This window comes from Ruegeria sp. AE3 (assembly GCF_056542225.1).
In genome coordinates this window covers 51,973-75,955 of sequence record NZ_JBQFZL010000005.1, presented here as the reverse complement: position 1 = coordinate 75,955, position 23,983 = coordinate 51,973, and the positions used below count along the sequence as shown (strand labels likewise).

Here is a 23,983-nt window from a genome sequence, read left to right as displayed (position 1 = left end):
AACAAGTCTCAATCGTTAAATCTGAATAGGATCAGCTTTGGCCAGCGCATCGAAGCGCATCAAAGTGTCAATGAGTTGGGGCATCTGATCCAACGGAATCATGTTGGGCCCATCCGAAGGGGCATTGTCCGGATCTTGGTGTGTTTCAATGAACACCGCGCCAATACCCAGCGACACGGCGGCGCGCGCCATGACCGGAGCAAATTCGCGTTGCCCGCCCGAGGATCCACCTTTTCCACCCGGTTGCTGCACGGAATGGGTCGCATCCATCACCACCGGATAACCGGTTTGGGCCATTTGCGGCAGGGACCGCATATCAGCCACCAGCGTGTTATAGCCGAAAGAAGTGCCACGTTCGGTCAGCAAGATATTATGATTCCCCGTGCTTTCGATCTTGGACACGATATTGGGCATCTCCCACGGCGCGAGAAACTGACCCTTTTTTACATTGACCACTGCGCCGGTATTGCCCGCAGCGAGCAGCATATCCGTCTGGCGGCACAAAAACGCCGGGATTTGCAGGACGTCTACCGCCTCGGCGGCGATGGCGCACTGCGCTTCGGTATGAACATCGGTCAGGACCGGAATGCCCATCGATTTGCGGATGCTATCCAGAACCTGCAACCCCGCATCAATGCCCATGCCGCGCTTGCCGGACAGCGAGGTCCGGTTTGCCTTGTCATAAGATGCTTTGAAGACATATTGCGCACCGGCTGCGTCGCAGGCCTCTTTCATCTTGCCAGCAATCATCTGCGCGTGGTCTGCCGTTTCAAGCTGGCAGGGGCCTGCAATGATGGTCAGCGGAAGGTCGTTGCCGACTGTCAGGTCGGAGATTTTTACATGTTTCATGAGTCTTATGAGGATACCTGTTCACGAAGGACCGACGCGGTAAGCGAGATCATGAGGTAGATACCAGCAAACAACAGGAATGCCAAAATCGTATTTTCGAACTTGCGCGGATAGCTGGGTTCCTGACTGGGGATCGGGTTCACCGAGACGGTCAGATAACGCACCTGCCGATTGGCTTCGGATCGGGTCGATTCCATTTGCTGCATTGCCGTTTGCAGCATCATGTCCCGCGCCGCCAGATCCGCCTGAGCGATCTGGATGCGCACGCTCAACCGCGCCAGCGAATTTTCGCCATCGGAAGCATCCTGCATCTCGGCATTCAGTTGTTCCAGCACCTTTTCAAGCCGGGCAATGTCAGCCTTGACACCGTCAACCTTGGCTTTGTTCGGGCGCAGGTTGTCCTGCAGGGCGGCAAGTTCAAGCTCTTTGTCCTGCACCAATATCTCGATCTCGTTGATGCGGGCGCGCAGGCTGGCAATGACATTCTCGGGGTCCAGCACCGCCCCTTGAAGCTGAAGCTCGATCAATTCCTCCTGCGCCTGCCGCCGCGCCTCCTGCGCCGCTTCAAAGCTTTCCAATGCATCGCGCATCTGGTCTTCGCGCTTCTTGCCGGACAGGGCATTCACCCGATCTTCGGCGTAAGAGATCAAACGCTCCGAGAACTCGGTCGAGGTCTGTGCGTCCGGTGCTACAACCTCCATCCGAATGACCCCTTCGGTTGGGTCATACCCGATGGTGATCATGCGTTTGAACAGCTTGTATGCGTCTTCCAGCGTGGCGTCGGGTGAAAGCCTTTGAATCGGATCAATCTTTTCCTGCCTGAAGACATCGGAAAACCCTGCGTCCCGATCCAGCAGCAACAAAGCCTCTTTCGACTCCAGGAAAGACTGAACCGAGATGGAATCCTGCGTGGTGGCGAATTGCGTCCCGGCAAGCAGCCCGCCGATAGAGCCTGGCCCGCCATCGGCTTGCAGGATCAGAAACTCGGAATCGCTGGCATACATCGGGGTGGCGATGCGATAGAAATAGAACCCCACAACAAAGGTCGGCAGGAACACAAAAGCGGCCAAACGTGCGAAAAGGCCAAACAGCTTACGCCTGCGTCGACGCGCGATGTCCTTCTGAATCTGACCGATTTCAAGGTTGCGCCGCTCAGCCGGGCTGAGCTCGGGTCCCGGAAGGTTCGGTGTGCTTGCGCCAATGGATTGCGGCAACTGAATGCTGATCTTGTCTTTGACCTTCGAACTGTCGCCCTGTGCCGAGGGCTTTGCCGCGGCAAGATCAAGAAGGTTCGTGCGCTGAAACGGATCAATGCCTTTCTTGCGCAGCAAGCGCACCGCATCATAGTCCGATGTTGCTGCCAGTCCGTGTTTCTGCGCCAGTTTTCGCGCGATGCGCAACTGGCGGCCTGTCAGGCCTTCGCGCTTGATGTCGTCAATTTGCGTGCCTGGCTGAGCCTCGGCCGCTGGTGCCTGGCCTTGCGTCGCGCCCCGTATGCGAGAGATTGCATCCGCACGCGCCTTGGCCGAATCTTCCACCTGACGATTGTTGCGCCAGTTGTACTTTCTAACCTTGGGTTTCGTAGTCATATAGCTGCTTTGCCTCTTCCAAGGAGTCAAACATGTACAATTGCCCGTCCAGCAGAACGGCGGCTTGCTGAGCGAATTTCTCCAATACAGTCGGGCTGTGCGACACGATCACCAAAGTCGTAGTGCGCAACCTTTCCTTCAGGATCGCCCCTGCCTTTTCGTTGAATTCAACATCGGTAGATGCTGGCATCCCTTCATCGACAAGATACATGTCGAAATCCAGCGCCAGCATCAAAGAAAACGTGAATCGTGATCGCATCCCCGAAGAATAGGTAGACAACGGCTGTTCGAAATATTCACCCAAGCCGCAGAGCCATTTGCAATACGCCTCAACATAGTCCGGGTCCATGCCGTAAATCTTGGCGATGTATCGCGCGTTCTCAAGCGCTGACAACTTGCCGGTTACACCCCCGGTAAAACCCATGGGAAAAGAGACCCGGCATTCGCGGCGGATCACACCTTCGTCGGGCTTTTCCAGACCGGCCATCATGTTGATCAGTGTGGTTTTGCCAGTACCATTCGGGGCCAGAACGCCCAGCGACGTACCCAGTTCGACACGGAACGAGACCCTGTCCAGGATCACCTTGCGGCGCGTCCCGGTCCAGAAGGACTTGCTGACATTGTCGAACTCTAGCATTCGGGGCCTGCTGCTCGTTTCCGTTGTGTCGCCGCGCTTTCAGGCGGTCAGAAAGGATGGTTTTTACCAATCCATGTTGGCTACATTATGTCGAATTATGAAACAAATGTTCAATGCGTTGCTGCCAAACCCGCAAACAACTGATCGGTTGTCGGCAATTCCGCTGCACTTCTGGTAATCTGCCGCACCTTTATTATGTGGTTTCACACCTGATCTTTGCAAAACAGCTTTGGGAGGTTACGCAACCAGATGGAAAATCTAGATGGCGAAATCCGCGCGTGCCGCCTGTGCGCTGCGTCCTTTGCGCAAACCAAAACTGCTCATGAACCCCGCCCGGTGGTTTGGTTTCGGCGCGGAACACCCATCCTGATCGCAGGGCAGGCACCGGGTGCGCGCGTGCACGAGTCGGGGCAGCCCTTTACTGACCCGTCAGGCGACAGGCTGCGCCACTGGCTTGGGGTCGATGCACCTGTGTTTTATGATCGTGACCTCGTGTCGATAGTGCCCATGGCATTCTGTTTCCCCGGCTATGATGCCCGCGGCTCTGACCTTCCTCCGCCCGCGATATGCGGCAATACCTGGCATGACAGGGTGATGCAGGAACTGGGGCAGGTGCCGTTGACGGTGTTGGTCGGTGGTCATGCGCATAAATATCATCTGGGCGCGCGGGGTTCGGTGACGGACACCGTTCGGAACTGGCAGGACCATGCGCCGCGGGTCTTTGCCTTGCCTCATCCGTCCTGGCGGAATACGGCATGGGTAAAGAAAAACCCGTGGTTCGAGGCAGAACTACTGCCGGTTCTGCGCGCGCGGGTCCAAGAGGTGCTGAATGACTGAAACCACAGCGTTGGACACGGCGCATACCGCGATGCTGGCAGATCCGCAGAACGATGCTGCCCGTCTGCGGTTTTTTGAACGGCTTGCTGATAGTGAGCTGTTCTTGATGCTGACAGAAGAAGCGGTGGGCGAAAACATCTCGCCCGAAGTGTTCGATGTGGCCGACGGGCGCTTTGTGTTGGCTTTCGACCGCGAGGAACGATTGGCGCAGTTTGCGGGGAGGCCTGTGCCTTATGTTGCGCTGTCGGGGCGTGTGTTGTCGGCGATGCTGGCAGGGCAGGAGATCGGGTTGGGCCTGAACCTGGAAACTGCCCCATCATCCATGCTGGTGCCTGCCGAGGCCTTGGGCTGGCTGGCCGAAACGTTGCTGCATGGCCCGGAAGAGGTCGAGGAAAAGCTTGCCGAGTTCATGCCGCCCGCCGGTTTGCCAGACAGCCTGTTGACCGCCCTTGATGCAAAGCTGGCAACTGCTGGCGGCCTTGCCAGTGCGGCCTATCTGGTCGCCACGAAATCAGAAGCGGGCGCTCAGGGTCATTTGCTAGGGTTTGTCGGAGCGGTTGAAGGGGCCGAGCCAGCGCTGGCCAAGGCAGCTTCGGAGGCGTTGACGTTTTCAGGGATCGAGGCGGGGGCGATGGATGTCGGGTTCTTTGCCACAGATGACGCCGCTGCCGCGCTGCTAGCGAAGACGGGGCTTCGCTTTGACCTGCCCGAACCGCAGGTTGCAGATCTGGTGCGCGAGGTACCGGGCAGCAATCCCGCGAAACCACCAATTCTGAAGTAACGACCAAAACGCAAACACGCGGCGCATATTGCGCCGCGTGGCACTAGGATGGGACGCTGCTATTCCGCAGCAGCTTCCAGTTTGTCTTGCGTGCGTGTTTCGAAATCGCTGGCGTCGTGGCGCTCGTGAAGCTGCGTGTGCGGCTCGCCAAAGGCGCGGTTGACCATACGGCCACGCTGAACCGCAGGCCGCGCGTCAATCGCCTTGGCCCAACGCACCACGTTCTTGTAGGATTCCGCGTCAAGGAACTCTGCCGCGCTATAAAGTCGGCCCAGAACCAGCTGACCGTACCACGGCCAGATCGCCATGTCGGCAATCGTATATTCCTCGCCCGCGATATAGGTCTTGTTCGCCAATTCCCTGTCCAGAACGTCCAACTGGCGTTTTGCCTCCATCGCGAAGCGGTTGATCGGGTATTCCCACTTTTCAGGCGCGTAGGCGTAGAAATGGCCAAACCCGCCGCCCAGATAAGGGGCGCTGCCCATTTGCCAGAATAGCCAGTTCATGACTTCGGTCCGTTCCGGCCCGGACCCGGGCAGAAACTCTCCGAACTTCTCAGCCAGATGAAACAGGATCGAGGCGCTTTCAAACACCCGAACCGGCTTGTCGCCAGAGCGATCCCAAAGGGTGGGGATTTTCGAGTTTGGGTTGACCTCGACAAACCCTGAACCGAACTGGTCGCCATCGCTGATGTTGATCAGCCAGGCGTTGTATTCAGCGCCTTCGTGACCCAATGCCAGCAACTCTTCCAGCATTACGGTGACTTTGACACCGTTGGGCGTGGCAAGGGAATACAACTGCAAAGGGTGGCGTCCAACCGGCAAGTCCTTGTCATGGGTTGCGCCGGCAATAGGTCGGTTAATGTTGGCGAACTGCCCGCCACTTTCACTGTCCCATGTCCAGACTGCTGGAGGGGTATACGAAGATTGGTCGCTCATGTCTTGCCTTTCATGCCTTTGTCCGGGCCGCGTTCGGTGCAGTCTTACAGGTAGTGTTGCAATCCGCCGAGTCCAACCCAGCTTTTCTGGCTTAATTTGTAATAATCCGCGACCAAACTCTCACGTTTGCTCGAGAGGGGTCACAGCGGCGCGAGGAGGGCTACGAACAGAATGAGAATCGCATATTGTTTTGCCAGACCCGCCATCACGGCGTCACCGATACCGCTGGTACGAAAAGGATAAACTACATGAAACGCTTTGCTTTGACCTTTGCTGCGGCCCTGGCCCTGGCCGTTCCGGCATTTGCCGGGCCGCAATATATTGACGGCACGGGGTTTGCCGTCTCGGGGTATGATGTGGTCGCCTATCGCAACCTGGATCAGGTACCGGTAGGACAACCGCAGCACGAAGGCGTGCGTGGCAAGGCCAGCATCACTGCCGAGTACAATGGTGCAACCTGGGCATTCTCGTCTGAGGAAAACCGCGACAAATTTCTGGAAAACCCGGCCTATTATGCCCCGCAATATGATGGGCACTGCGCCTATGGTGTGTCGCGCGGCGGCAAGGTTCCGGCAAACCCGAACTTGTGGCGGATCGTTGACGACAAGCTGTATCTAAACATCACGGATGTGGTTGTCGGGTTCTTCGAAGAAGACATTCCGGGCAACATCAACCTTGCTGAAGGCAACTGGCCGGGTATCGAGCCGTCTGACGCCTCGACCAGCGTTATCCCGAAATTTACCTCGGAAGGCCCGGTGAAAAACTGACCCGGCCGCAAATGCACAAAGCCCGGCTTAACCAGCCGGGCTTTTCGTTCAGCCAGCAAGCCAGAACTGATCCCGTATCGCCTGATCTGCATCAAACCGGATCCTGACGCTTTTGGCACCCGGGAATTTGCGTTCGCGGATCGTATCGGGAATGACTACTTCCCCAGCGCCTGTGTCGCTGGACTGAAAGCTCAGGATTTCCGCTGTGGTGTGCCGCGCACTGGTCAGAACGGTCGTTGGCAAAGCCACACGATTTGCGCCCTGATTGACCGGTGTTGTGACGAAGAAAGTCAGGTGTCGCCCATAGCATCCGACCGCGTCGGGAACATGGTCAGCAACACTACTGCAGCATTTGGGTTGAATACCAGGCTGACTGTTCATATGCGACAGCGCTTGCCCAGGATTCAGCATCGCCTCACAGGCGGCAATATCCTCCTGCGGAAGCTCGATGATACGTTTTTTCAACCGCGCCCGACGTGGTTGTGGCGGGCCAGCAGCGGCGCCGCCCTTTGTCGCCAGCCCTTCTTTGCGCAGAAAATCATAGGCTGCCTTGGCGCGCGAAAACCCGGAACTGTCGCCTTCCTTATGATCAGGATGCGTGTGAAAGGCGATGTGACGCCAAGCCTCTCGTATTTCACTGGAATTGGCAGACGGGTTCAGGCCCAGATCTGCCAGGGCATCCGTGCGTGCCCTGACCTTTTCGACAGGTTCCATACTCAAAACACTCATTAAAAACTACACACCCCTAGTGTTGCCGATGGCATGGTTTTGTCAAATCTCACGGTTGATTGAGAGAGAAGCTGACAACAATCGCGATGCGAAGATTCCATTGTTCCGCAAAGGCGTGAATTCGCGGATGCGACTGTGAAACAGGTCGCGTATAAGAAAAGGAAAACGCCCGGGCATGTTCGTAACCCGGGCGACTCATTGGATTTTTCAGATGTCAGGCGACGTTTTGCAGATCGACCTGTGGCGTGATCCCAAGGGCAAAGCACACATCGCGCGTCAGTTCGGGACGGTTAAGGGTATAGAAATGCAGCTTGTCCACGCCACCTTCGATCAAGTCCGAGCACAACTCGGTGCAGATCGCAGTTGCCAGCAGATCCTCACGCCCGTCGCGCACGGCCTTTTCAAAGGCCTGTTCGACCCAATCGGGAATATGCGTGCCGCAGCTTTTGGCGAACTTGCGCGCGCCTGCCCAGTTTTCAATAGGCAGAATGCCCGGAACGATCGGTTTGTCGATGCCCGCCTTGGCGCAGGCGTCACGGAAACGGAAGAAGGTTTCGGCTTCGAAAAAGAATTGCGTCAGCGCTTCGTCAGCGCCCGCGTCAAGTTTAGCCTTCAGCCAGTCCACGTCTGCTGACATGTCCGCAGCTTCAGGGTGCTTGTCAGGATAGGCCCCGACACGGATGCTGAACATTTCGGTTTCAGCCAGCGCCTCAATCAATTCAATCGAACTGTTAAAGCCTTCGGGGTGCGGGACGAACCGGTCGTGCCCTTTCGGCGGGTCGCCCCGTAGGGCCACGATGTCCTGCACGCCCGCACGTGCGAATGTGTCGGCGATTTCCAGCGTTTCCTGCCGCGAAGCGTCGACACAGGTCAGATGCGCGGCGACGTTCAGGCCAGACGATTTATGCAGGGTTGCGACCGCGTCGCGCGTCAGTTCCCGGGTCGTACCGCCTGCACCGTAGGTGACGGAAACAAAACGAGGCTCCAGCGGTGCCAATGTCTGGACCGTATCCCAAAGGCGGAAAGAAGCCTCCAGAGTTTTGGGCGGAAAGAACTCGAATGAAATTTCGGGTTTGGACATGGCTGCCTCACTGGATCAACTGACTATCTTGTGCCATGACAGGCATTGTGAGACAAACTCATATTATTCAACAACAACATGAACGATACTTGAGATGCACATTGAATTCCGGCACCTGCGAACCATCAAGGCGATCCATGAATGTGGTGGGTTGGCACGCGCTGCCGACCAATTGAACATCACCCAATCCGCATTGAGTCATCAGGTCAAAGGGTTGGAGGATCAGGCCGGGGTCGAGCTGTTTCTGCGACGTTCAAAGCCGATGAAGCTGTCAGCCGCCGGTTTGCGTCTGCTGCGGTTGGCCGAGCAGATCCTGCCGCAGGTCGAGGCGGCACAGAATGAGTTTTCATCGCTGCGGGACGGGCGTACCGGACGGATGCATATCGCCATCGAATGTCACGCGTGTTTCGAATGGCTGTTTCCGGTTCTCGAATCCTTCAGGAAATCCTGGGGCGACGTGGATGTAGATATTCGACCCGGTCTGGCCTTCGACGCCCTTCCAGCCTTGCAGAAGGAAGAGGTTGATCTGGTGGTCTCATCCGATCCCGAAGATCTGCCGGGTGTCGAGTTTGTGGAGCTGTTTGACTACAACCCCGTCTTTGTCGCTGCATCAGCCCATCCACTGGCGGAAAAAGCCTATATCGAGGCTGAGGATTTCCGAGGCCAGACTCTGATCACCTACCCGGTGGAGCGCACACGTCTGGACGTGTTCAGCCAATTGTTGATCCCTGCACGGGTCGAACCTGCCTCGATCAGGCAGGTGGAACTGACAGCTGTGATCCTGCTTCTGGTGGCATCAAACCGAGGCATCTCGGTTCTGCCGGATTGGGTCGTGCGCGAGGTCAAATACAACTCGGACTATGTGACCCGGCCCCTGACCAAAGAGGGGATCACGCGTCGCCTTTACGCAGCGGTCCGATCAGATGATCTGGATAAACCCTACGTGCAGGAACTGGTGAAACTGGCCCGCGAAGAGGCGCACAAGCTGCAATCCCGGTAGAGGCGTTTTCTGCGGGTCTGTTATGCGTATCATTCCTCTTGGCAAGGAAGCCTTGCGGCAGTATACGCGCGGTTTGACCGGACAGGAGCCCTTTTACAATGGTTGGCAGTGCAAATCTCAACATCATGATCAAGGCCGCGCGCAAGGCGGGGCGTTCTTTGGTCAAGGACTTTCGTGAAGTCGAGAATCTGCAGGTGTCGATGAAAGGCGCGGGCGATTTTGTCTCCAAGGCCGATATCGCGGCCGAAGCCATCCTGAAGGACGAATTGCTGGGCGCACGCCCAACCTATGGCTGGCTGGCCGAAGAGGGCGGTTCCATCGACGGAGAAGACCCGACCCGCCGCTGGATCGTAGATCCGCTGGACGGCACCACCAATTTTCTGCATGGCCTGCCCCATTGGGCAATTTCGATTGCACTGGAACATAAGGGCAAGATCGTTGCCGGCGTGATCTATGATGCTGCCAAGGATGAGATGTTCTTTGCTGAAAAAGGCGAAGGTGCGTGGATGAACGACACCCGAATTCGTGTGTCGGGGCGTCACCGCATGATTGAATCGATCTTTGCAACCGGCCTGCCTTTTGGCGGTCGTTCTGACCTGCCTGCAACCCTGCAGGATCTGGCGCGTCTGATGCCCGCCTGCGCCGGTGTGCGCCGTTGGGGTGCTGCGGCGCTTGACATGGCATATGTGGCTGCGGGCAGGTACGAAGGTTTCTGGGAACGCCGCCTGAACGCCTGGGATATCGCCGCCGGTATCATCATCGTGAAAGAGGCGGGCGGCTTCGTGCAGGCCCTGAACCCTGAAGGCAACGCGCTGGAAGATGGTGAAGTGATCTGTTCGAATGAACCGATCTTTGATCAATTCTCCAAAGTCATCCGGGGCTGATCGCCCCTTAGCCCAGCTTTATCGACGCGGAACGCGCGGTATACGAGACTGCGACAGCTTGTACTTTGTCTCTGGGTGGGGCGGATGCCCGTGCGTGCGGTTCCAGAATTGCACGCCGCCGCGCCGCAGCCACAATGGTACGCATAAGATCAACCCCACGGCAAACCCGCCGGTATGGGCCCAGTAGGCGATACCGCCTTCGTCCGGGTTGCTGGTGACGCTGCCAAAGAACTGAATCGCCAGCCATACGCCCAGCATGATGAAGGCGGGGATGGTAAAGACCCTGAAATAGACAACCAGGATCAGCAGAATATCCACACGCGCCTTGGGAAACAGCAGCAGGTATCCCCCCATGACACCCGCAATCGCGCCCGAGGCGCCGACGGTAGGCACCTGAGAGTCCGGCCCTGTAACCACATGGATCAGACCTGCGCCGATACCTGCGACCAGGTAGAACAGCAAAAAGGGCAGATGGCCCATTTCGTCTTCCAGATTGTCGCCGAATATCCATAAGAACAGCATGTTCCCGGCCAGATGCATCCATCCCCCATGCAGGAACATGGATGTTACAAGGGTTTCCAGACCAACCCCGTCGCTGACCCGCGCCGGGATGATGGCGTAATCGAAGAACAGCCGGTTGATAAGTGGCGCATCATTCATGATCCCCACATAGCTGAGGAAGATCAGGATGTTGGCCGCCAATAAGACGTAGACAACATAAGGCGTGCGCCCTGAGGGGTTATGGTCGCGGATCGGAAACATGAGGTGACGCTGGGCTTTTGCGCGCCCAGCGTCAAGGCAAGCTTATGCCGCACCTCCCAACAACGCAGCGTTTCCACCGGCTGCGGTCGTATCGACACACACATGGCGTTCACCCAGCACACGCGCGCGGTCGGGTCTGCCCGGAATCAGGGGCACAATGGGACCGTTCCGGCGGGCCAGGTGCTGTTCGATCTGCTGCGCGGTTTCAGCGTCGCCCCACCAAAGGACACCCGAGATACCGGTCAGGTTCTCCAACCGGTGAAGGTCAAGCATTCCGGTTGCCTGAATGGCCGTGCCACCCAGCGCCAGTACGGCGTCAGCCTGCGCGCGCGCTGCCGTTTCCCCCGGCCCCATGCACAGAAGAGGCGGGCGGGGATATTCGCTCAGCCGGTTCGATTCTCCGGTTGGGCCGGGCAGAGAACGGGTCCGGATTGGGGCAGGCTGGCCCTGAGGAGCAGGTAGGTCTCCCAAATGCTCCCAGGTTTCTGTCGTGATTTGCCGATCCGGTGCACAGAACCGGGCCATGTAATTCGGGCCGCCCGCCTTCGGACCGGTGCCTGACAGCCCTTCACCGCCAAAAGGTTGGGAGCCAACGATGGCACCGATCTGATTGCGGTTTACATAGATGTTTCCGGCATGGATAGCTTCGGTCACATGCTGCACCCGGTCGTCGATCCGGGTTTGCAGGCCAAAGGTCAGCCCGTATCCGGTTGCGTTGATATCCGCGATGACCTTGTCGATCTCCTGCGCTTTGAATCTTACCACGTGCAACACGGGGCCAAAAATCTCACGCTTCAGCGCGGCAATGCCCGAGATTTCGATCAACGTTGGGGCAACAAAGATGCCTTCGGGCGGCAGCGGCAGCTCTTTCAGAACGCGTCCTTCGGCCCGTGCCGTAGCGACGTGATCGGCGATGACCTGCCGGGCCTGCGCGTCGATCACCGGGCCGCAATCGGTAGAGATCAGCCAGGGGTCCCCGATGCGCAGGGCATCCATTGCCCCTTTGAGCATGGTCAGCACGTCATCTGCGATATCCTGTTGCAGGTACAGGCATCGCAGTGCCGAACACCGCTGGCCTGCGGATTGAAAGGCACTTTCAATGATCGATTGCACAGCCTGTTCCGGAAGTGCAGTGCTGTCAACGATCATGGCGTTCAGGCCGCCGGTTTCCGCGATCAGCGGGGTGCCGGGGCGCATGGACCCAGCCATTGCCGACCGTATCCTGAGAGCGGTTGCCGTTGAACCGGTGAAGGCCACGCCCGAGACGCGCGCATCCGATGTCAGCGCCGCGCCCACGGCCGGACCACCCGGCAGCAATTGCAGCGCGTCGCGCGGCACACCAGCCTCATGCAGCAATTGAATGGCGCGGTGCGCGATCAGGGGTGTCTGCGGCGCAGGCTTGGCCAAAACGGCGTTCCCGGTTGCCAAAGCTGCCGATATTTGCCCTGAGAAGATCGCCAGCGGGAAGTTCCACGGGCTGATGCAGGTGAATACTCCAGCGGGCTCGGCATAAGGTATGTTGGCGGCGTAGTAACGCAGGAAATCCACCGCCTCACGCAGTTCCGCCACGGCGTCAGGCAGCGACTTGCCAGCCTCGCGCGCCAGCAGGGCGAATAACTCGCCGTAATGCGTTTCATAAAGATCGGCGGCAGAGTTCAGGATGCGGGCACGTTCGACTGCCGGGGCCTGCCACGGCTTTGCCGAAGCCAGCGACAGTTCCACATCTGCTTCACTTGCCGAGGCGACCGCGCCCGGCTTGTCGGCAGGATTCGCCGGGTTGATTACCTGCTCATCCGCCTGGGGTTTGGCAGCGTCAGCCAGCAACGGCTGTGCATACCAGTGATACGCACGGAACTGATCCCGCGCTGCATCAATCTTGTCCAGCGTCGGGGTGTGGTGTAGATCGAAACCTTTGGAATTGGGGCGTTCCGGCTTGAACAGTTCGGGCCCGGTGGGCAGTGGGGGCGGCGGTGTCAGCACCGTAACAAACGGATCCGAGGCAACCACTTCCGGCGGGACGTTTTCGTCGACAATCTGGTTGACGAAGGATGAGTTTGCGCCGTTTTCCAGCAGACGCCGCACAAGGTAGGCCAGCAGGTCACGATGCGCACCAACCGGTGCGTAGATGCGACAACGCGTTTTCTGCCTGTTCATCACAAGCTGATGCAATGTCTCACCCATACCATGCAGGCGCTGGAATTCAAAAGGCTGACCTTCGGCCATGTGCAATATGGCGCTGACTGTATGGGCGTTGTGGGTGGCGAATTGTGGGTAGATCCGGTCTGTCATGCCCAGCAACTTGCGCGCATTGGCGATATAGGACACATCGGTGACCGCCTTGTGCGTGAAGACGGGAAAGCCATCCACGCCTTCGACCTGCGCGCGTTTGATCTCGGTATCCCAATAGGCGCCTTTGACCAGACGCACCATCAGCTTGCGATCGTGGCGTTCAGCCATGTCATAGAGCGTGTCCAGAACCAGCGAAGCGCGTGGCCCATAAGCCTGAACCACGATGCCGAACCCATCCCAGCCAGCCAGAGCCGGATCGGACATCACCGCTTCAATCACCTGCAATGACAAAGACAGGCGATCCGCCTCTTCGGCGTCGACGTTTAGCCCCATACCAGCGGCCTTGGCCAAAAGGGCCAGCGCCCGCAGTCGGGGAACCAGTTCATCCATCACGCGCTTTTCCTGCGCCAGTTCATAACGGGGATGTAGGGCTGACAACTTGACTGAAATTCCCGGGTTGGCGCGGATATCCTCATGGGTGCAGGCTTCGGCGATGACCGAGATGGCGCGTGAATACGACAGGTGATATCGTGCGGCGTCCGCCTCGGTTCGCGCGGCCTCTCCCAGCATGTCGTAGGAGTAGGTATATCCCTTGTTTTCCATCCCGCGCGCACGCTCCATCGCGGCGTTGATGGACTCACCTAACACGAATTGCCGCCCCATTTCCTTCATCGCACGCGACACGGCGGTACGGATCACGGGTTCACCCAATCGCTTGATGGCCCCGCGCAGGGCGCCAACAGGCGAGGCCTTGCCTTCGTCCAGAACCTTGCCCGTCAGCATCAGGGCCCAGGTTGAGGCGTTAACCAAGGATGAAGACGAGTGCCCAAGATGCTTGCCCCAGTCCGAAGGGGCAATTTTGTCTTCAATCAACGCGTCAATCGTGTCGGCATCCGGCACGCGCAACAGCGCTTCGGCCAGGCACATCAGGGCGACGCCTTCGTCGGTGGACAGGCCGTATTCGGCAAGAAACACCTCCATCAACCCCGGAGACGTGCTGGAGCGGATGTCGCGCACAAGCTGCGCGGCGGCGGCGCTGATGGCGGCGCGGTCTGTGGCGCTCAGGCCGGCCTGAGAGATCAGGGTTTCAAGGATCGCCGACTGGTCAGCATAGGTTGAGGTGTCGATTAATGTACGCAGGGTATGAGACATGAGTCCTCCGGTCTTTGTGCCAATATACCTGCGAAAACTCAGGACAATCGCCTGAGTTTACGATAATTGAAGGCGGAACACCTGAAATTTCGCCAGAGAGCAGCACAAATGAACTTTCCTGACCTGGACCGGTTTGACCGGTCGATTCTGAGAATTCTGGCCGAGGATGGGCGCGTTTCGGTCGCCGATCTTGCGCGCGAAATTGGTCTGTCGAAATCACCGACACAGGCGCGCCTGAAACGGCTTGAAGCAAGCGGGGTGATCAAAGGATACCGGGCGATGCTGGATCCGATCAGACTGGGGCTGGACCACGTTGCCTTTGTCGAAGTGCGCCTGACCGATACTCGCGAAAAGGCACTGGCCGAGTTCAATGCGGCTGTCCGAAAAACTGCCGAGGTCGAGCAAGCCCATATGATTGCTTCGAATTTCGACTATTTGTTGAAGGTCCGCACAGCCACGATGTCAGAGTATCGTCGTGTTCTGGCCGAAAAGATTTCATCCATGCCGCATGTCGCCAGCACCTCGACCTTTGTGGCGATGGAGGCGGTTAAGGAAGCCGGCAGTTTGGGTGGGTTCGAGCATCAGGCTTGACGGATCAGGATTACGAGCCATCCTTGGTACATGACACACGCTTTCCTCTCTGCTCTTTCTGTTGTTGCCTTGTCTTGTGCGGCGCACGCCCAGTCCTGCCCTGATGCTCCGGATCATTCAGAAGGTGTGGATGCGCTAATCAATCAGGTTCAGAAGGCAGAATCGCAAATTGATGCGCGCGCCATTTCCAACCAGATGTGGGAGCTTTGGACGGACGCGCCGGATGCGCGTGCGCAAGGCTTGCTGGACCGGGGAATGGCACGGCGGGAGGCTTGGGATTTACTGGGCGCGTTGGAAGAGCTTGACCAGCTTGTCGATTACTGCCCGAACTACGCTGAAGGCTACAATCAGCGTGCGTTTGTGAACTACCTCAGACAAGACTTCGCTGCTGCTTTGCAGGATCTGAATGTCACGATCGAGTTGTCGCCGAACCATATAGGTGCGCTGAGCGGTCGCGCCTTGTCATTGTTGGGTCTGAAGCGCCTTAACGACGCGCGCGCTGCCCTTGCCGAGGCGCTAGAACTTAACCCATGGCTGTCAGAGCGGGCATTGTTAGAACCCGGCGGTCTTTTGGAACCGCCCGGTCAAGATATCTGACGCCGGGTTTTCGAAAGAACCGCAAGGGAAACCGAACCTTTTTGCGGGCAAACTGGTTGTGTTGGACCCCTTCGGAGTTGTTGGCTGGCTATCCAGTGGTATGGGTTCTGGCTGTCGGGCGCGTGTATCGGACGCTGAACATCATTGTCGAATACACCAGCGAGGCGCTGATGATCCGCGTCGATCGTAAGCTCAACTCAACAGATGTGCTGAATGCATTGACTGACCTGTTCATCCTCCGCGGCCCGCCGGCATTCATAAGATCCGACAATGGGCCGGAATTTATCGCCCAGAAGGTGCGGGAGTGGATTGCAGCTGTCGGGGCGAAGACGGCTTACATCGAACCGGGATCACCCTAGGAGAACAGTCATTGCGAAAGCTTCAACGCCCGGTTCCGGGACGAGCTGCTCAACGGCGAAATCTTCTAAAGCCTAAAGGAGGCGCAAACTCTGATCGAGCAATCTCGTATCCACTACAACACCGTCAGGCCGCACAGCGCGTTGGGCTCCTGCCCGCCTGCGCCCGAAAGCATCGTCCCGATAGACCAGAGGCCCACGATGCACTAACAAACAAACCGGACTACCCGATAGGGGCACGCGACCGAGCGCGCTGAAGGCGGCAATGCTGGCCCTGTTTGACGAGTGCGGTGCGGAATATCCTGCCGAACACTATGTGGGGCACATGTACAAAGCCAAACCCGATTTGGCGGCGCATTACAAATGCTGCGATCCGACCAACTCTTTCAATCCGGGGAACGGGAAGATGTCCAGGGCGCGAAGCTACAGGTGATTAACGGTCACATGGGATTTGGGCGCGTGTGATAGGCATCAAGCAGGGCTTTGCCGTTTTCATAAAACGCAGTTTCACCAATCAGTTCTGTGATGCCGTAGCGATCCAGCTCGGCTTTCACATCTGGCTCGACCAGCGTGAAAACCAGCCGTATCCTCTTGGATCGCAGGAAATTGGCGATACTGCACAAAGTGAACCCGGCTGTGAAATCGACAACGTCAATTGCCGAGGCGTCGATGCAGAACCATGTCAGTTTGCCGTCTGCGTTCTGAACGATTGTTGTCACTTCCTCGGTGAAAATCTGCATGTTCGCGTAGTACATACCGTGTGAAAACCGGTAGATTACCAGACCGGGTTCGAACTGGTTTGGCGCTTCCAATCCCTTTGAACGCCAGCCACCGGACTCGGTGCGCAATACTACCGAATTCTTTGGGTGATATCCCCTGCGCGTGTGGTCGACCAGAGACAGGACCATGGCAAAAATGACGCCTTGCTCGACCCCAACCAGAACGACCACGGTGGCAGTTGCCGTGGCAACCCAGAACTCGGACCGGGCCTGCCTGTAAATTGTTGCCATTCCGTGCAGGTCGATCAGCTTGAGACCGATCAGGAAAACGATGGCCGACAGTGCTGCTGTGGGAAGATAGGCTAAAGGCTTGGTCATAAACAGGATAACCAACAGGACTATTACCACTGTTGTCAGCTGCGCTACCTGGCTGCGCCCTCCGGCGCTGGCGACCATCTCAGTCTTTGTGGGGCTGCCATTGACCACAAATGTTCCCGTGAATGCAGCCCCGAAATTTGCAAGACCCAGTCCGATCAGGTCCGTGTTTTCGTTGAATGTCTCATCATATCTTGAGGCGTATGCCCGCGATGTGGCGGCGCTTTGTGCCAGAATGACAACGAAGATGGACAGGGCCGTGGGAAGCAGTTGTTTGAACAAGGTCCAGCTCCACTGCACGTCCGGGATCGAGAAGGAGGGCAAACCGCCGGCGACTTCTCCCAACACCGAGATTCCGGAAGTGCCGAATGAAAAGGCCCAACTGCACAGGACCACCCCGACTATGGCAACCAATGGCCCCGGGATTTTGCGCGACAGTCTTGTGCATCCTAGGACAATGCCCAACACGGCTGATGAGACGATCACGGTTGGCCAGTTGATGTTGGATATGTTGAAATAAACGTCCGTCAATCTCGCAAGTGTTCCGTGCCCAGCGGATTCGATGCCCAACAATCCGGGGATTTGACCTGTCGCAACCTGAATGCCTACGCCGGTCAGAAAGCCGACCAATACCGTTCTGGACAGGAAATCGGCCAGAAACCCTAGTCCTATGACACGCGCACCTATCAAAAGCATGGCAGCCATAAGTGCCAGCAAGGACGCAAGTGCCAGATACTCGGAGGTTCCGGACACCGCCAAGCCCGCCAGCCCCGAGGCGGTGATGGCTGCTGTCGCCGAATCGGCACCGACAACAAGGTGTCGGGACGATCCGAACAGCGCAAACAGAGCCATGGGAATCAGGATCGTATACAACCCGGACATGACCGGAGTGCCGGCGATTTTGGTGTAACCCATGACTTCGGGGATCGCGAGACAGGCAAAACTCAGACCAGCCAGCATTTCCGCCGGAAGGCGCGCACAGTCAAAAGGCAGAATGCCCTGCAGGACTTGCAGATGCGCCGCTCTCTGATTTCTGGCCTGTTTTTCCATGGGTTGCCTTTCACCCGCATTCAGCCCGAGAACTGAATGTTCGAACCGTCAAGCCATCTTATAGGCAAATTTTCACAGGTAAATTGGGTGGCCTGAATTGCTGTTTTTTCCAGTTTTTCAGTTATTTTCGCCGAACTACGGGAATCCCCCAATTTCGCTGGCTGCCGATCGGGGGTACACATGACTTACCGTACTTACCACACACAAACACGGTATTTACTTTCCCCGATGAGGGGCTGGTCACACCCCCTCGACCGGCCCCTCTTAACTTTTAGGGGTTCGCGAAAGCCCAAGCCATTCGTTTGATGACTGACATCGTGTGAACGTACTTAGTTCTGGATCAATTTGGTCACGAGTGTCGGCAGTGTTTCGGACGCACTGTACGCAACGGTGTGCGGTATACTGGCCACCGGGGTTTTGCGGTACCCTTCCGTGAACAACAGAAACGGTATCCTGGCGTTTACAGCTGTTTCTGCATCGACTTCGCTGTCGCCGACATACAAGCGTGTGCCCGAGGTCCCAAGTGCTTTGAAGCTTTCCAGCAGGTGGCCCGGATCCGGTTTGCGAATTGGCAATGTATCACCGCCGAAAACAACGTCGAAGAACCGGGATAGGTTGAGCGCCTCCAGCACGTGACGTGCGGGTGCTTCGGGTTTGTTGGTGCAGATACCAAGAAAGCACCCCATCTGTTTCAGTGTTTCCAGGGCTTCGGGAACTCCGGGATAAGGCACGGTCGTTGCACTGACGGCCGCATTATAATGCTTCAGTGTCTGTTGTGTGAGTTCCGCGTGGCGATCCATGGACAAATCACAGTGTCGCATCAGGCGCTCGACCAGTTTGGGAAGGCCATTGCCAACAAACCCTCTGATCACATCAACGGGTACAGGATCGTGACCGACGCCATTCAGCGTTTTATTGGCCGCTGCTGCCAGGTCCCCGACGCTGTCGACCAACGTTCCATCCAGATCAAAAACAACTGCTGCGGTCACGTTTTGCTTGCCTTTCAATACTTGTACCAAGTCTTAACCCGTCGTTTTCAAGGGCGCAATCGGCTCAATGACACCTGATTTGAAACAGCGCTTGACTTACCTTACTAAAACAATCAGATTTAATGTCAGAAACGGAAAGCCAACCCTCTCGGGTCAGCCAGATCAAACGAAACGCAACAGGTATGGCACCATGCCGACTCGCTCTGGAGATGCCCCGATGAATGTACAGAACCCGACCCCAACCCAAGGTTATGCTGTCTCGATGTTGCCTGCGCACAAGGCCGAGGATTTGACCAAGGGTGGCCACCTGGCCCATATCGAGTTGGGCGACCAATTGTATACCCTGCGCATCACCCGTGCGGGTAAACTGATCCTGACGAAATGAGCGCGCATTCATTGCGCGGCGGTGCCGCGGTCGGCCGTCTGGCGGACCTTGATCCAGTCGAAGCGGGTGCGGTGATGTATCTGCGGATGTGGAGTCAGGGCGAAAGGGGTCGCGCTGATGTCGCGAGCGATTTTCGCATAGCGCTGGGATCAGATTATGGGCGTGCCGCCATGCTGACGCTGGATCGTCTGTGTTCGCTTTGCGCTACGCATTGTCGACGTCCGTTAATCAGGCACGGTCTGGGGTGTGCATGTTTGGGCGCGGATGAGAATTGTTTTGCCCAAATGGTTGCGGCTGCATCTGAAGGGGCACGCGAAGATGCGATGATGATGGCGTCACTGATCGTGCGCCCGGATTTTGCGCCTGCTCTGGCATCCCTGTCGGAGGAACTGGGCCTGACGCTCCGGCGTATGACAACGGGAAATGCGATTCCGACGACAGGCCACGATACCCGCACTGCCGTTTTGCATTGACTGTGCTTGCAGGACGGTCAAACCCCGGCAAAGCGCCGGGGTCAATCCTTCAGCAGCACCCGCATCCCGCATGGTGATGGTCGTGATCGCAAACCGGAGCAGGAGAGAAGTCACCGACCTCGGACAGCACGTCCCTTAGCGCCCACAGGATCATGTCCACATCCTCGGCCTCAATCGTCAGCGGTGGGCGGATTTTCAGGATGTTGTCCCTTGGTCCCTCACTGCCGATCAGAATTCGGTGATCGCGCATCCGGTTTTTGACATAGCTGCAAATCTCGGTTCCTTCGGTTCCGTCGGGATTGATCAGCTCAACACCCAGAAACAGCCCCATGCCCCGTACATCGCCAACACAACCAAAGTCGCTTTCGATCTGGCGCAGCCCGGTCATCAGGCGGTCACCCATCTGACGTGCATTGTCCTGCAGGCCCTCGTCATCGACGATATCCAATACTTCCTTGCCGATCCGGCAAGACAGCGTCGATCCGCCAAAGGTCGAGAAGAATTCAATCCCGTTATTGAAGCTGTCGGCAATCGCCCGCGTCGTGACCAGCACACCCAGAGGGTGCCCGTTACCAATTGGCTTACCCATCACCACGATATCAGGAAGCGCGCCCTGATGTTCAAAGCCAAAGTAATATTCACCCAGGCGACCCAGACCCGTTTGCACCTCATCTGCAATGCAGACACCCCCGGCGGCACGGATTTTTTCATAAACCGCAGGCAGGTAACCCTTGGGCGGAATGATCTGTCCACCGACAGACGGGAAAGTTTCAGCGATGAACCCGGCCAGACCCTGACCCCGGTCCTGCAAGGCAGCAATGGCCGGGTCCACAAGATCGGCAAACTTCTGCGCCCGATCCGCATCGTCACGCTTGAACGAACCGCGATAGTCGTCCGCAACCTCGACCAGTTCGACCCAGTCGGCTTTCCCGATGCCACCGGGTTTGTTGAACTTGTAGGCCGATATCGCCACAGCCGCATTCGTATTGCCGTGATAGCCATGGTCTGGCGTCACGATCCCCTTGGCGCCGGTATGGGCACGGGCAAGCCGCAGGGCCAGTTCGTTCGCTTCAGTTCCGGAATTGACGAAGAAGCAGACCTCGAAGTGATCGGGCAGTTTGGACAGGATCTTGTCAGCAAAAGTTGTCTGTGCCGGATGCAGGTAGCGGGTATTCGAGTTCATCCGCTTCAACTGATCCGCCGCTACAGCTTGAATGCGGGGATGCGCATGACCCACATGAGGGACGTTGTTATAGGCGTCCAGATAGGGGCGGCCCCATTCGTCAAACAGGTGATGTTTCCACCCGCGTACGAGCATGACAGGGTCATCATAAGTCAGCGACAGGTTGCCGCCAAAGTGATCGCGGCGACCCTGCAGGATCGCCTGTTTGTCGGTGGGTTGGTAGAAAACCTTGTCATCCGGCAGGTTCAGTAAGGCCGCCGGGTTCGGGCAGACTGCGTGCCACAACTCCATCTCATCCGGATCGCCGACACCGGGCCAATCCGCCTCCATGCCATTGGTTGTCAGCGCCAGCTGGAAATGCACATGCGGTGCCCATCCGCCATTCTGGCTGGCGTCGCCCAACCGGGCGAACGCCGCCCCCTGTGCCACCGGATCGCCGGGTTTCAACCGGTCACAGCATTCCGGGTCCAGATGACCATAGAGCGTGTAGAACGGATCGCCATCCGGCGTTCCATGGTGCAGGATTATCACCGCACCGTAATCGAGGTGCTGATCTCGGTTCTCGACCACTTCGACCCGCCCGCTCATTGGCGCATGCAGCACTGTCCCGGCAGGTGCAAACACATCTACCGCCAGATGCACTGTTCGCCGATCCGAGGCTTTCCAAGGCCCTTTGCGAAATCCCGGCTCGGCATAGATCAGGCGGGGTTCGTTGTAATAGCCCAGCCACAGCCCTTCGCCGTATTCTTCACCAACATGTGCGGCCTCGGCCAATGGCATGTGGAAAGGGTTCTGGGGCCACACACAATTTTCAACCGACAACGACCCCATAGGAACATCGCTTAGGTCCTGACCGAACAGTTGGGAAAACCGGCCGCGATGTTCTTGCAGATACGCATGGATGCGTTCTGCGCCGTCCACGACCGGCAGCCCGCACGCTGCCCGAAGACGCGCAGACATCAGTCCGCCGTTGACGGATGCATTCTCAAGAAACCGCCACGCAGGTGCCTGCGAGATTGTCACATATGGATCGTCCGGGTTTTCGACCGCCATCAGGGTCGAGTTGAGGACAGATACTGCCAGTCGCATCCGCAGCAGAGGCCAGATCAGGTCGATCTCCTCGGCTTGCAGTCGGTTTGCGGCATGGTACCCCCGTATGAGAGCAGTTAATGCCCGCTCGGGTCTGGCATGATCTAGCACCACATAGGCCCCGGCGATCGCAAGGTCACAGACGCGCGGTGCTGCACACATGTCACCCAGATCAATCAGGCCGGAAACCCGCCTCCGCTCGCCCAATTCGCCTTCAACCAGAACGTTATAATCATTGGCGTCGTTGTGAATGGCCTGTTTCGGCAGGCCCTCAAGCCTATCCGTGATCGCCGTGAATTCGTTGCAGATATCCCGAAGCAACGCCTGACGCGCGGGATCGCTGATGGCGCCCAGTTTGTCACTGATCCAACCCGCTTGTGTCAGGTCCCATTTGAAATCTGGGCGGTGCAAAGCTTCATGCTGAAACCCCTCCAGCGCGCGATCTGTTGCGCCCAAAACACGACCCAATTTCAGGATCAGCTCTTCGGATTTCGGGTTCGCTTGTGCATAGCAGCGCCCGGGCAGGCGTTCCTGCAACCACACCAGCCGCGATTTCCCTTCGGAATCGGAAATTTCCGGCAACATTGCGCCGTTCAACGCCGGGAACACCTTGGGAAACGGCAACCCCGGTGCTTCCGAGGCGATATGCGCAAGCGCTTCGATTTGAAGATCTACCAGGCCCGCGTCACACCCCGCGCGCATGACTTTCAGCACATAGTCCTGGCCATTTCTGGCCTGCGCCAGAAAGTTTAGGTCATACTCGCCATCCAGCCGGGTCAACCGTGCGTCCAGCCCCCAGTGTTGGCGCAGCGCGTCTGCCCAGAAGTTCACCAAATCGCTCATTTCTTTCTCCGTCCCGCTCATCCGGGATCCTCTTCATCTGGCCGGAAATATCCTCGGGGGTGAATTGGCCCAAAGGGACAAGAGGGGGCAGACAGCCCCCTGGCCCCTCAATCCAAGGCACGCAAACGTTTGAACAGCGATGACGTATCCCATCGTCCGCCGCCCAGTTTCTGCACGTCCTTGTAGAACTGATCGACCAGAGCGGTCACCGGCAGAGACGCACCGGTTTCATTGGCCGTATCCAGACAAATCCCCAGATCCTTGCGCATCCAGTCAACAGCAAAGCCATGTTCGAACTGATCATCCAGCATGGTTTCATACCGGTTTGCCATCTGCCAGCTGCCCGCCGCACCCTGGCTGATCACCTCAACAACGGCCTTTCCGTCCAAGCCCGCTTTTTCGGCAAAGTGCAATGCTTCACTGAGACCCTGAACCAGTCCGGCAATCGCGATCTGGTTGCACATCTTGGTCATCTGGCCCGCGCCGCTGGCTCCGAGTCGACGGCAGATTTTGGAATAGACGTTCATCACCGGTTCAGCCGCATCATAAGCTGCCTGATCGCCGCCACACATAATTGAGAGAACGCCGTTTTCAGCGCCCGCCTGACCGCCCGAAACGGGGGCATCCACAAAAGCGATACCCTCAGATTGGCCAGCCGCATAAAGTTCGCGCGTGACCTTTGCCGAAACTGTCGTGTGGTCGACAAAAATGGCCCCGTCGGACATGCCCTGAAACGCGCCGCCCTCTCCGGTGCAAACCGCGCGAAGGTCGTCGTCATTACCGACGCAGGCCATGACAAACTCAGCACCCGTGACGGCGTCTTCCGGAGTGGTCGCCATCGCGCCGCCATGCTGCGCGACCCAGGCCTCGGCCTTGGTAGTCGTACGGTTGTAAACGGTGACGTCATGGCCTGCGGCTTGCAGATGTCCGGCCATGGGATAGCCCATGACACCAAGGCCAAGGAACGCGACTTTTGCCATTTTGTGATCCTCTCCGCTGTTCGGTCGGCTTCAGCGAAACAGGCCTGACCGAAATCTC

20 protein-coding genes and 3 pseudogenes are annotated in these 23,983 nt (G+C 57.6%); 11 read left to right on the top strand and 12 right to left on the bottom strand.

Features of this window, described 5'->3' with window-relative positions:
- Positions 1-15: 15 nt before the first annotated feature.
- From kdsA to ACR0NZ_RS11765, 3 genes are read right to left on the bottom strand one after another with little or no spacing between them, the layout of a single operon-like run.
- Positions 16-849, bottom strand: coding sequence for a 3-deoxy-8-phosphooctulonate synthase (kdsA, locus tag ACR0NZ_RS11775; RefSeq protein ID WP_480475557.1), 834 nt, complete (start codon positions 847-849; stop codon positions 16-18).
- A gap of 5 nt (positions 850-854) precedes the next feature.
- On the bottom strand, positions 855-2,438 hold the full coding sequence (locus ACR0NZ_RS11770) for a capsule biosynthesis protein (protein WP_480519101.1): 1,584 nt from the start codon (positions 2,436-2,438) through the stop codon (positions 855-857).
- Complete coding sequence (locus tag ACR0NZ_RS11765) at positions 2,416-3,075, bottom strand: ABC transporter ATP-binding protein (protein ID WP_209504732.1); 660 nt, start codon at positions 3,073-3,075, stop codon at positions 2,416-2,418. Before ACR0NZ_RS11765 ends, ACR0NZ_RS11770 begins: the two co-directional genes overlap by 23 nt.
- A 249-nt stretch (positions 3,076-3,324) precedes the next feature.
- On the opposite strand from ACR0NZ_RS11765, the gene ACR0NZ_RS11760 reads away from it, so the two are divergent.
- A complete protein-coding gene (locus tag ACR0NZ_RS11760; RefSeq protein ID WP_480519099.1) occupies positions 3,325-3,912 on the top strand; it encodes a uracil-DNA glycosylase family protein in 588 nt (195 codons plus the stop codon).
- Positions 3,905-4,693 carry an SseB family protein gene (locus ACR0NZ_RS11755; RefSeq protein ID WP_480519097.1) on the top strand — a complete coding sequence of 263 codons (789 nt, stop codon included), beginning with the start codon at positions 3,905-3,907 and terminating at the stop codon, positions 4,691-4,693. The genes ACR0NZ_RS11760 and ACR0NZ_RS11755 overlap by 8 nt, the downstream gene beginning before the upstream one ends.
- Positions 4,694-4,752: 59 nt before the next feature.
- Here ACR0NZ_RS11755 and yghU read toward each other — a convergent pair whose 3' ends face one another.
- The gene (yghU, locus tag ACR0NZ_RS11750; RefSeq protein WP_480519095.1) at positions 4,753-5,631 is read right to left on the bottom strand and encodes a glutathione-dependent disulfide-bond oxidoreductase; all 879 of its coding nucleotides are present in this window, start codon (positions 5,629-5,631) and stop codon (positions 4,753-4,755) included.
- A 248-nt stretch (positions 5,632-5,879) separates the two neighbouring features.
- On the opposite strand from yghU, the gene ACR0NZ_RS11745 reads away from it, so the two are divergent.
- A complete protein-coding gene (locus ACR0NZ_RS11745; protein WP_480519093.1) occupies positions 5,880-6,398 on the top strand; it encodes a YHS domain-containing (seleno)protein in 519 nt (172 codons plus the stop codon).
- Positions 6,399-6,446: 48 nt separating this feature from the next.
- Here the strand turns inward: ACR0NZ_RS11745 and ACR0NZ_RS11740 are convergent, their stop codons facing one another.
- Positions 6,447-7,112: a DnaJ domain-containing protein gene (locus ACR0NZ_RS11740; RefSeq protein ID WP_480519090.1), complete on the bottom strand. Its 666-nt coding sequence runs from the start codon at positions 7,110-7,112 to the stop codon at positions 6,447-6,449.
- 229 nt (positions 7,113-7,341) lie between these two features.
- A complete protein-coding gene (gene metF, locus ACR0NZ_RS11735; protein ID WP_480519088.1) occupies positions 7,342-8,208 on the bottom strand; it encodes a methylenetetrahydrofolate reductase [NAD(P)H] in 867 nt (288 codons plus the stop codon).
- A gap of 94 nt (positions 8,209-8,302) precedes the next feature.
- Here metF and ACR0NZ_RS11730 point away from each other — a divergent pair, with 94 nt between their 5' ends.
- Together ACR0NZ_RS11730 and ACR0NZ_RS11725 are read left to right on the top strand one after the other, a co-directional pair.
- A complete protein-coding gene (locus ACR0NZ_RS11730; protein ID WP_480475573.1) occupies positions 8,303-9,208 on the top strand; it encodes a LysR family transcriptional regulator in 906 nt (301 codons plus the stop codon).
- Between the two features lie 98 nt (positions 9,209-9,306).
- A complete protein-coding gene (locus ACR0NZ_RS11725; protein ID WP_209598002.1) occupies positions 9,307-10,092 on the top strand; it encodes an inositol monophosphatase family protein in 786 nt (261 codons plus the stop codon).
- A gap of 18 nt (positions 10,093-10,110) precedes the next feature.
- Here ACR0NZ_RS11725 and ACR0NZ_RS11720 read toward each other — a convergent pair whose 3' ends face one another.
- Both ACR0NZ_RS11720 and putA read right to left on the bottom strand, forming a co-directional pair.
- A complete protein-coding gene (locus ACR0NZ_RS11720; RefSeq protein WP_480519086.1) occupies positions 10,111-10,854 on the bottom strand; it encodes a rhomboid family intramembrane serine protease in 744 nt (247 codons plus the stop codon).
- A gap of 42 nt (positions 10,855-10,896) precedes the next feature.
- A complete protein-coding gene (putA, locus tag ACR0NZ_RS11715) occupies positions 10,897-14,295 on the bottom strand; it encodes a bifunctional proline dehydrogenase/L-glutamate gamma-semialdehyde dehydrogenase PutA (protein WP_480519084.1) in 3,399 nt (1,132 codons plus the stop codon).
- A gap of 108 nt (positions 14,296-14,403) precedes the next feature.
- Here putA and ACR0NZ_RS11710 point away from each other — a divergent pair, with 108 nt between their 5' ends.
- The 4 genes and pseudogenes from ACR0NZ_RS11710 to ACR0NZ_RS11695 form a co-directional block, all read left to right on the top strand.
- Entirely contained in the window at positions 14,404-14,886 is a 483-nt protein-coding gene (locus ACR0NZ_RS11710; protein ID WP_480519082.1) for an Lrp/AsnC family transcriptional regulator, read from the top strand.
- Positions 14,887-14,916: 30 nt separating this feature from the next.
- Positions 14,917-15,483, top strand: a complete 567-nt coding sequence (locus tag ACR0NZ_RS11705) for a tetratricopeptide repeat protein (RefSeq protein WP_480519080.1) — start codon at positions 14,917-14,919, stop codon at positions 15,481-15,483.
- Between the two features lie 116 nt (positions 15,484-15,599).
- Positions 15,600-16,049 (top strand): annotated as a pseudogene (locus ACR0NZ_RS11700) (integrase core domain-containing protein); the annotation flags it as partial.
- A 34-nt stretch (positions 16,050-16,083) separates the two neighbouring features.
- Positions 16,084-16,272: pseudogene (locus ACR0NZ_RS11695) on the top strand (D-lactate dehydrogenase); the annotation flags it as partial.
- A 7-nt stretch (positions 16,273-16,279) separates the two neighbouring features.
- On the opposite strand, the gene ACR0NZ_RS11690 reads toward ACR0NZ_RS11695, so the two are convergent.
- The gene (locus ACR0NZ_RS11690; RefSeq protein WP_480519078.1) at positions 16,280-17,983 is read right to left on the bottom strand and encodes a SulP family inorganic anion transporter; all 1,704 of its coding nucleotides are present in this window, start codon (positions 17,981-17,983) and stop codon (positions 16,280-16,282) included.
- Between the two features lie 329 nt (positions 17,984-18,312).
- A complete protein-coding gene (gph, locus tag ACR0NZ_RS11685; RefSeq protein ID WP_480519076.1) occupies positions 18,313-18,972 on the bottom strand; it encodes a phosphoglycolate phosphatase in 660 nt (219 codons plus the stop codon).
- Positions 18,973-19,189: 217 nt separating this feature from the next.
- Here gph and hemP point away from each other — a divergent pair, with 217 nt between their 5' ends.
- Positions 19,190-19,357: a hemin uptake protein HemP gene (gene hemP / locus ACR0NZ_RS11680; protein WP_209504713.1), complete on the top strand. Its 168-nt coding sequence runs from the start codon at positions 19,190-19,192 to the stop codon at positions 19,355-19,357.
- Positions 19,354-19,830, top strand: coding sequence for a hypothetical protein (locus ACR0NZ_RS11675; RefSeq protein ID WP_480519073.1), 477 nt, complete (start codon positions 19,354-19,356; stop codon positions 19,828-19,830). The genes hemP and ACR0NZ_RS11675 overlap by 4 nt, the downstream gene beginning before the upstream one ends.
- 49 nt (positions 19,831-19,879) lie before the next feature.
- On the opposite strand, the gene ACR0NZ_RS11670 is transcribed toward ACR0NZ_RS11675, so the two are convergent.
- The gene (locus ACR0NZ_RS11670; RefSeq protein WP_480519071.1) at positions 19,880-22,945 is read right to left on the bottom strand and encodes an aminotransferase class III-fold pyridoxal phosphate-dependent enzyme; all 3,066 of its coding nucleotides are present in this window, start codon (positions 22,943-22,945) and stop codon (positions 19,880-19,882) included.
- Positions 22,946-23,052: 107 nt separating this feature from the next.
- Positions 23,053-23,931: pseudogene (locus tag ACR0NZ_RS11665) on the bottom strand (NAD(P)-dependent oxidoreductase); the annotation flags it as partial.
- Positions 23,932-23,983: the final 52 nt, after the last annotated feature.

Excerpts from the sequence above, each read along its gene's own strand:
- kdsA (WP_480475557.1), bottom strand. The coding sequence starts at position 849 with ATGAAACATGTAAAAATCTCCGACCTGACAGTCGGCAACGACCTTCCG.
- ACR0NZ_RS11770 (WP_480519101.1), bottom strand. The coding sequence starts at position 2,438 with ATGACTACGAAACCCAAGGTTAGAAAGTACAACTGGCGCAACAATCGT.
- ACR0NZ_RS11765 (WP_209504732.1), bottom strand. The coding sequence starts at position 3,075 with ATGCTAGAGTTCGACAATGTCAGCAAGTCCTTCTGGACCGGGACGCGC.
- ACR0NZ_RS11760 (WP_480519099.1), top strand. The coding sequence starts at position 3,325 with ATGGAAAATCTAGATGGCGAAATCCGCGCGTGCCGCCTGTGCGCTGCG.
- ACR0NZ_RS11755 (WP_480519097.1), top strand. The coding sequence starts at position 3,905 with ATGACTGAAACCACAGCGTTGGACACGGCGCATACCGCGATGCTGGCA.
- yghU (WP_480519095.1), bottom strand. The coding sequence starts at position 5,631 with ATGAGCGACCAATCTTCGTATACCCCTCCAGCAGTCTGGACATGGGAC.
- ACR0NZ_RS11745 (WP_480519093.1), top strand. The coding sequence starts at position 5,880 with ATGAAACGCTTTGCTTTGACCTTTGCTGCGGCCCTGGCCCTGGCCGTT.
- ACR0NZ_RS11740 (WP_480519090.1), bottom strand. The coding sequence starts at position 7,112 with ATGGAACCTGTCGAAAAGGTCAGGGCACGCACGGATGCCCTGGCAGAT.
- metF (WP_480519088.1), bottom strand. The coding sequence starts at position 8,208 with ATGTCCAAACCCGAAATTTCATTCGAGTTCTTTCCGCCCAAAACTCTG.
- ACR0NZ_RS11730 (WP_480475573.1), top strand. The coding sequence starts at position 8,303 with ATGCACATTGAATTCCGGCACCTGCGAACCATCAAGGCGATCCATGAA.
- ACR0NZ_RS11725 (WP_209598002.1), top strand. The coding sequence starts at position 9,307 with ATGGTTGGCAGTGCAAATCTCAACATCATGATCAAGGCCGCGCGCAAG.
- ACR0NZ_RS11720 (WP_480519086.1), bottom strand. The coding sequence starts at position 10,854 with ATGTTTCCGATCCGCGACCATAACCCCTCAGGGCGCACGCCTTATGTT.
- putA (WP_480519084.1), bottom strand. The coding sequence starts at position 14,295 with ATGTCTCATACCCTGCGTACATTAATCGACACCTCAACCTATGCTGAC.
- ACR0NZ_RS11710 (WP_480519082.1), top strand. The coding sequence starts at position 14,404 with ATGAACTTTCCTGACCTGGACCGGTTTGACCGGTCGATTCTGAGAATT.
- ACR0NZ_RS11705 (WP_480519080.1), top strand. The coding sequence starts at position 14,917 with ATGACACACGCTTTCCTCTCTGCTCTTTCTGTTGTTGCCTTGTCTTGT.
- ACR0NZ_RS11690 (WP_480519078.1), bottom strand. The coding sequence starts at position 17,983 with ATGGAAAAACAGGCCAGAAATCAGAGAGCGGCGCATCTGCAAGTCCTG.
- hemP (WP_209504713.1), top strand. The coding sequence starts at position 19,190 with ATGAATGTACAGAACCCGACCCCAACCCAAGGTTATGCTGTCTCGATG.
- ACR0NZ_RS11675 (WP_480519073.1), top strand. The coding sequence starts at position 19,354 with ATGAGCGCGCATTCATTGCGCGGCGGTGCCGCGGTCGGCCGTCTGGCG.
- ACR0NZ_RS11670 (WP_480519071.1), bottom strand. The coding sequence starts at position 22,945 with ATGAGCGATTTGGTGAACTTCTGGGCAGACGCGCTGCGCCAACACTGG.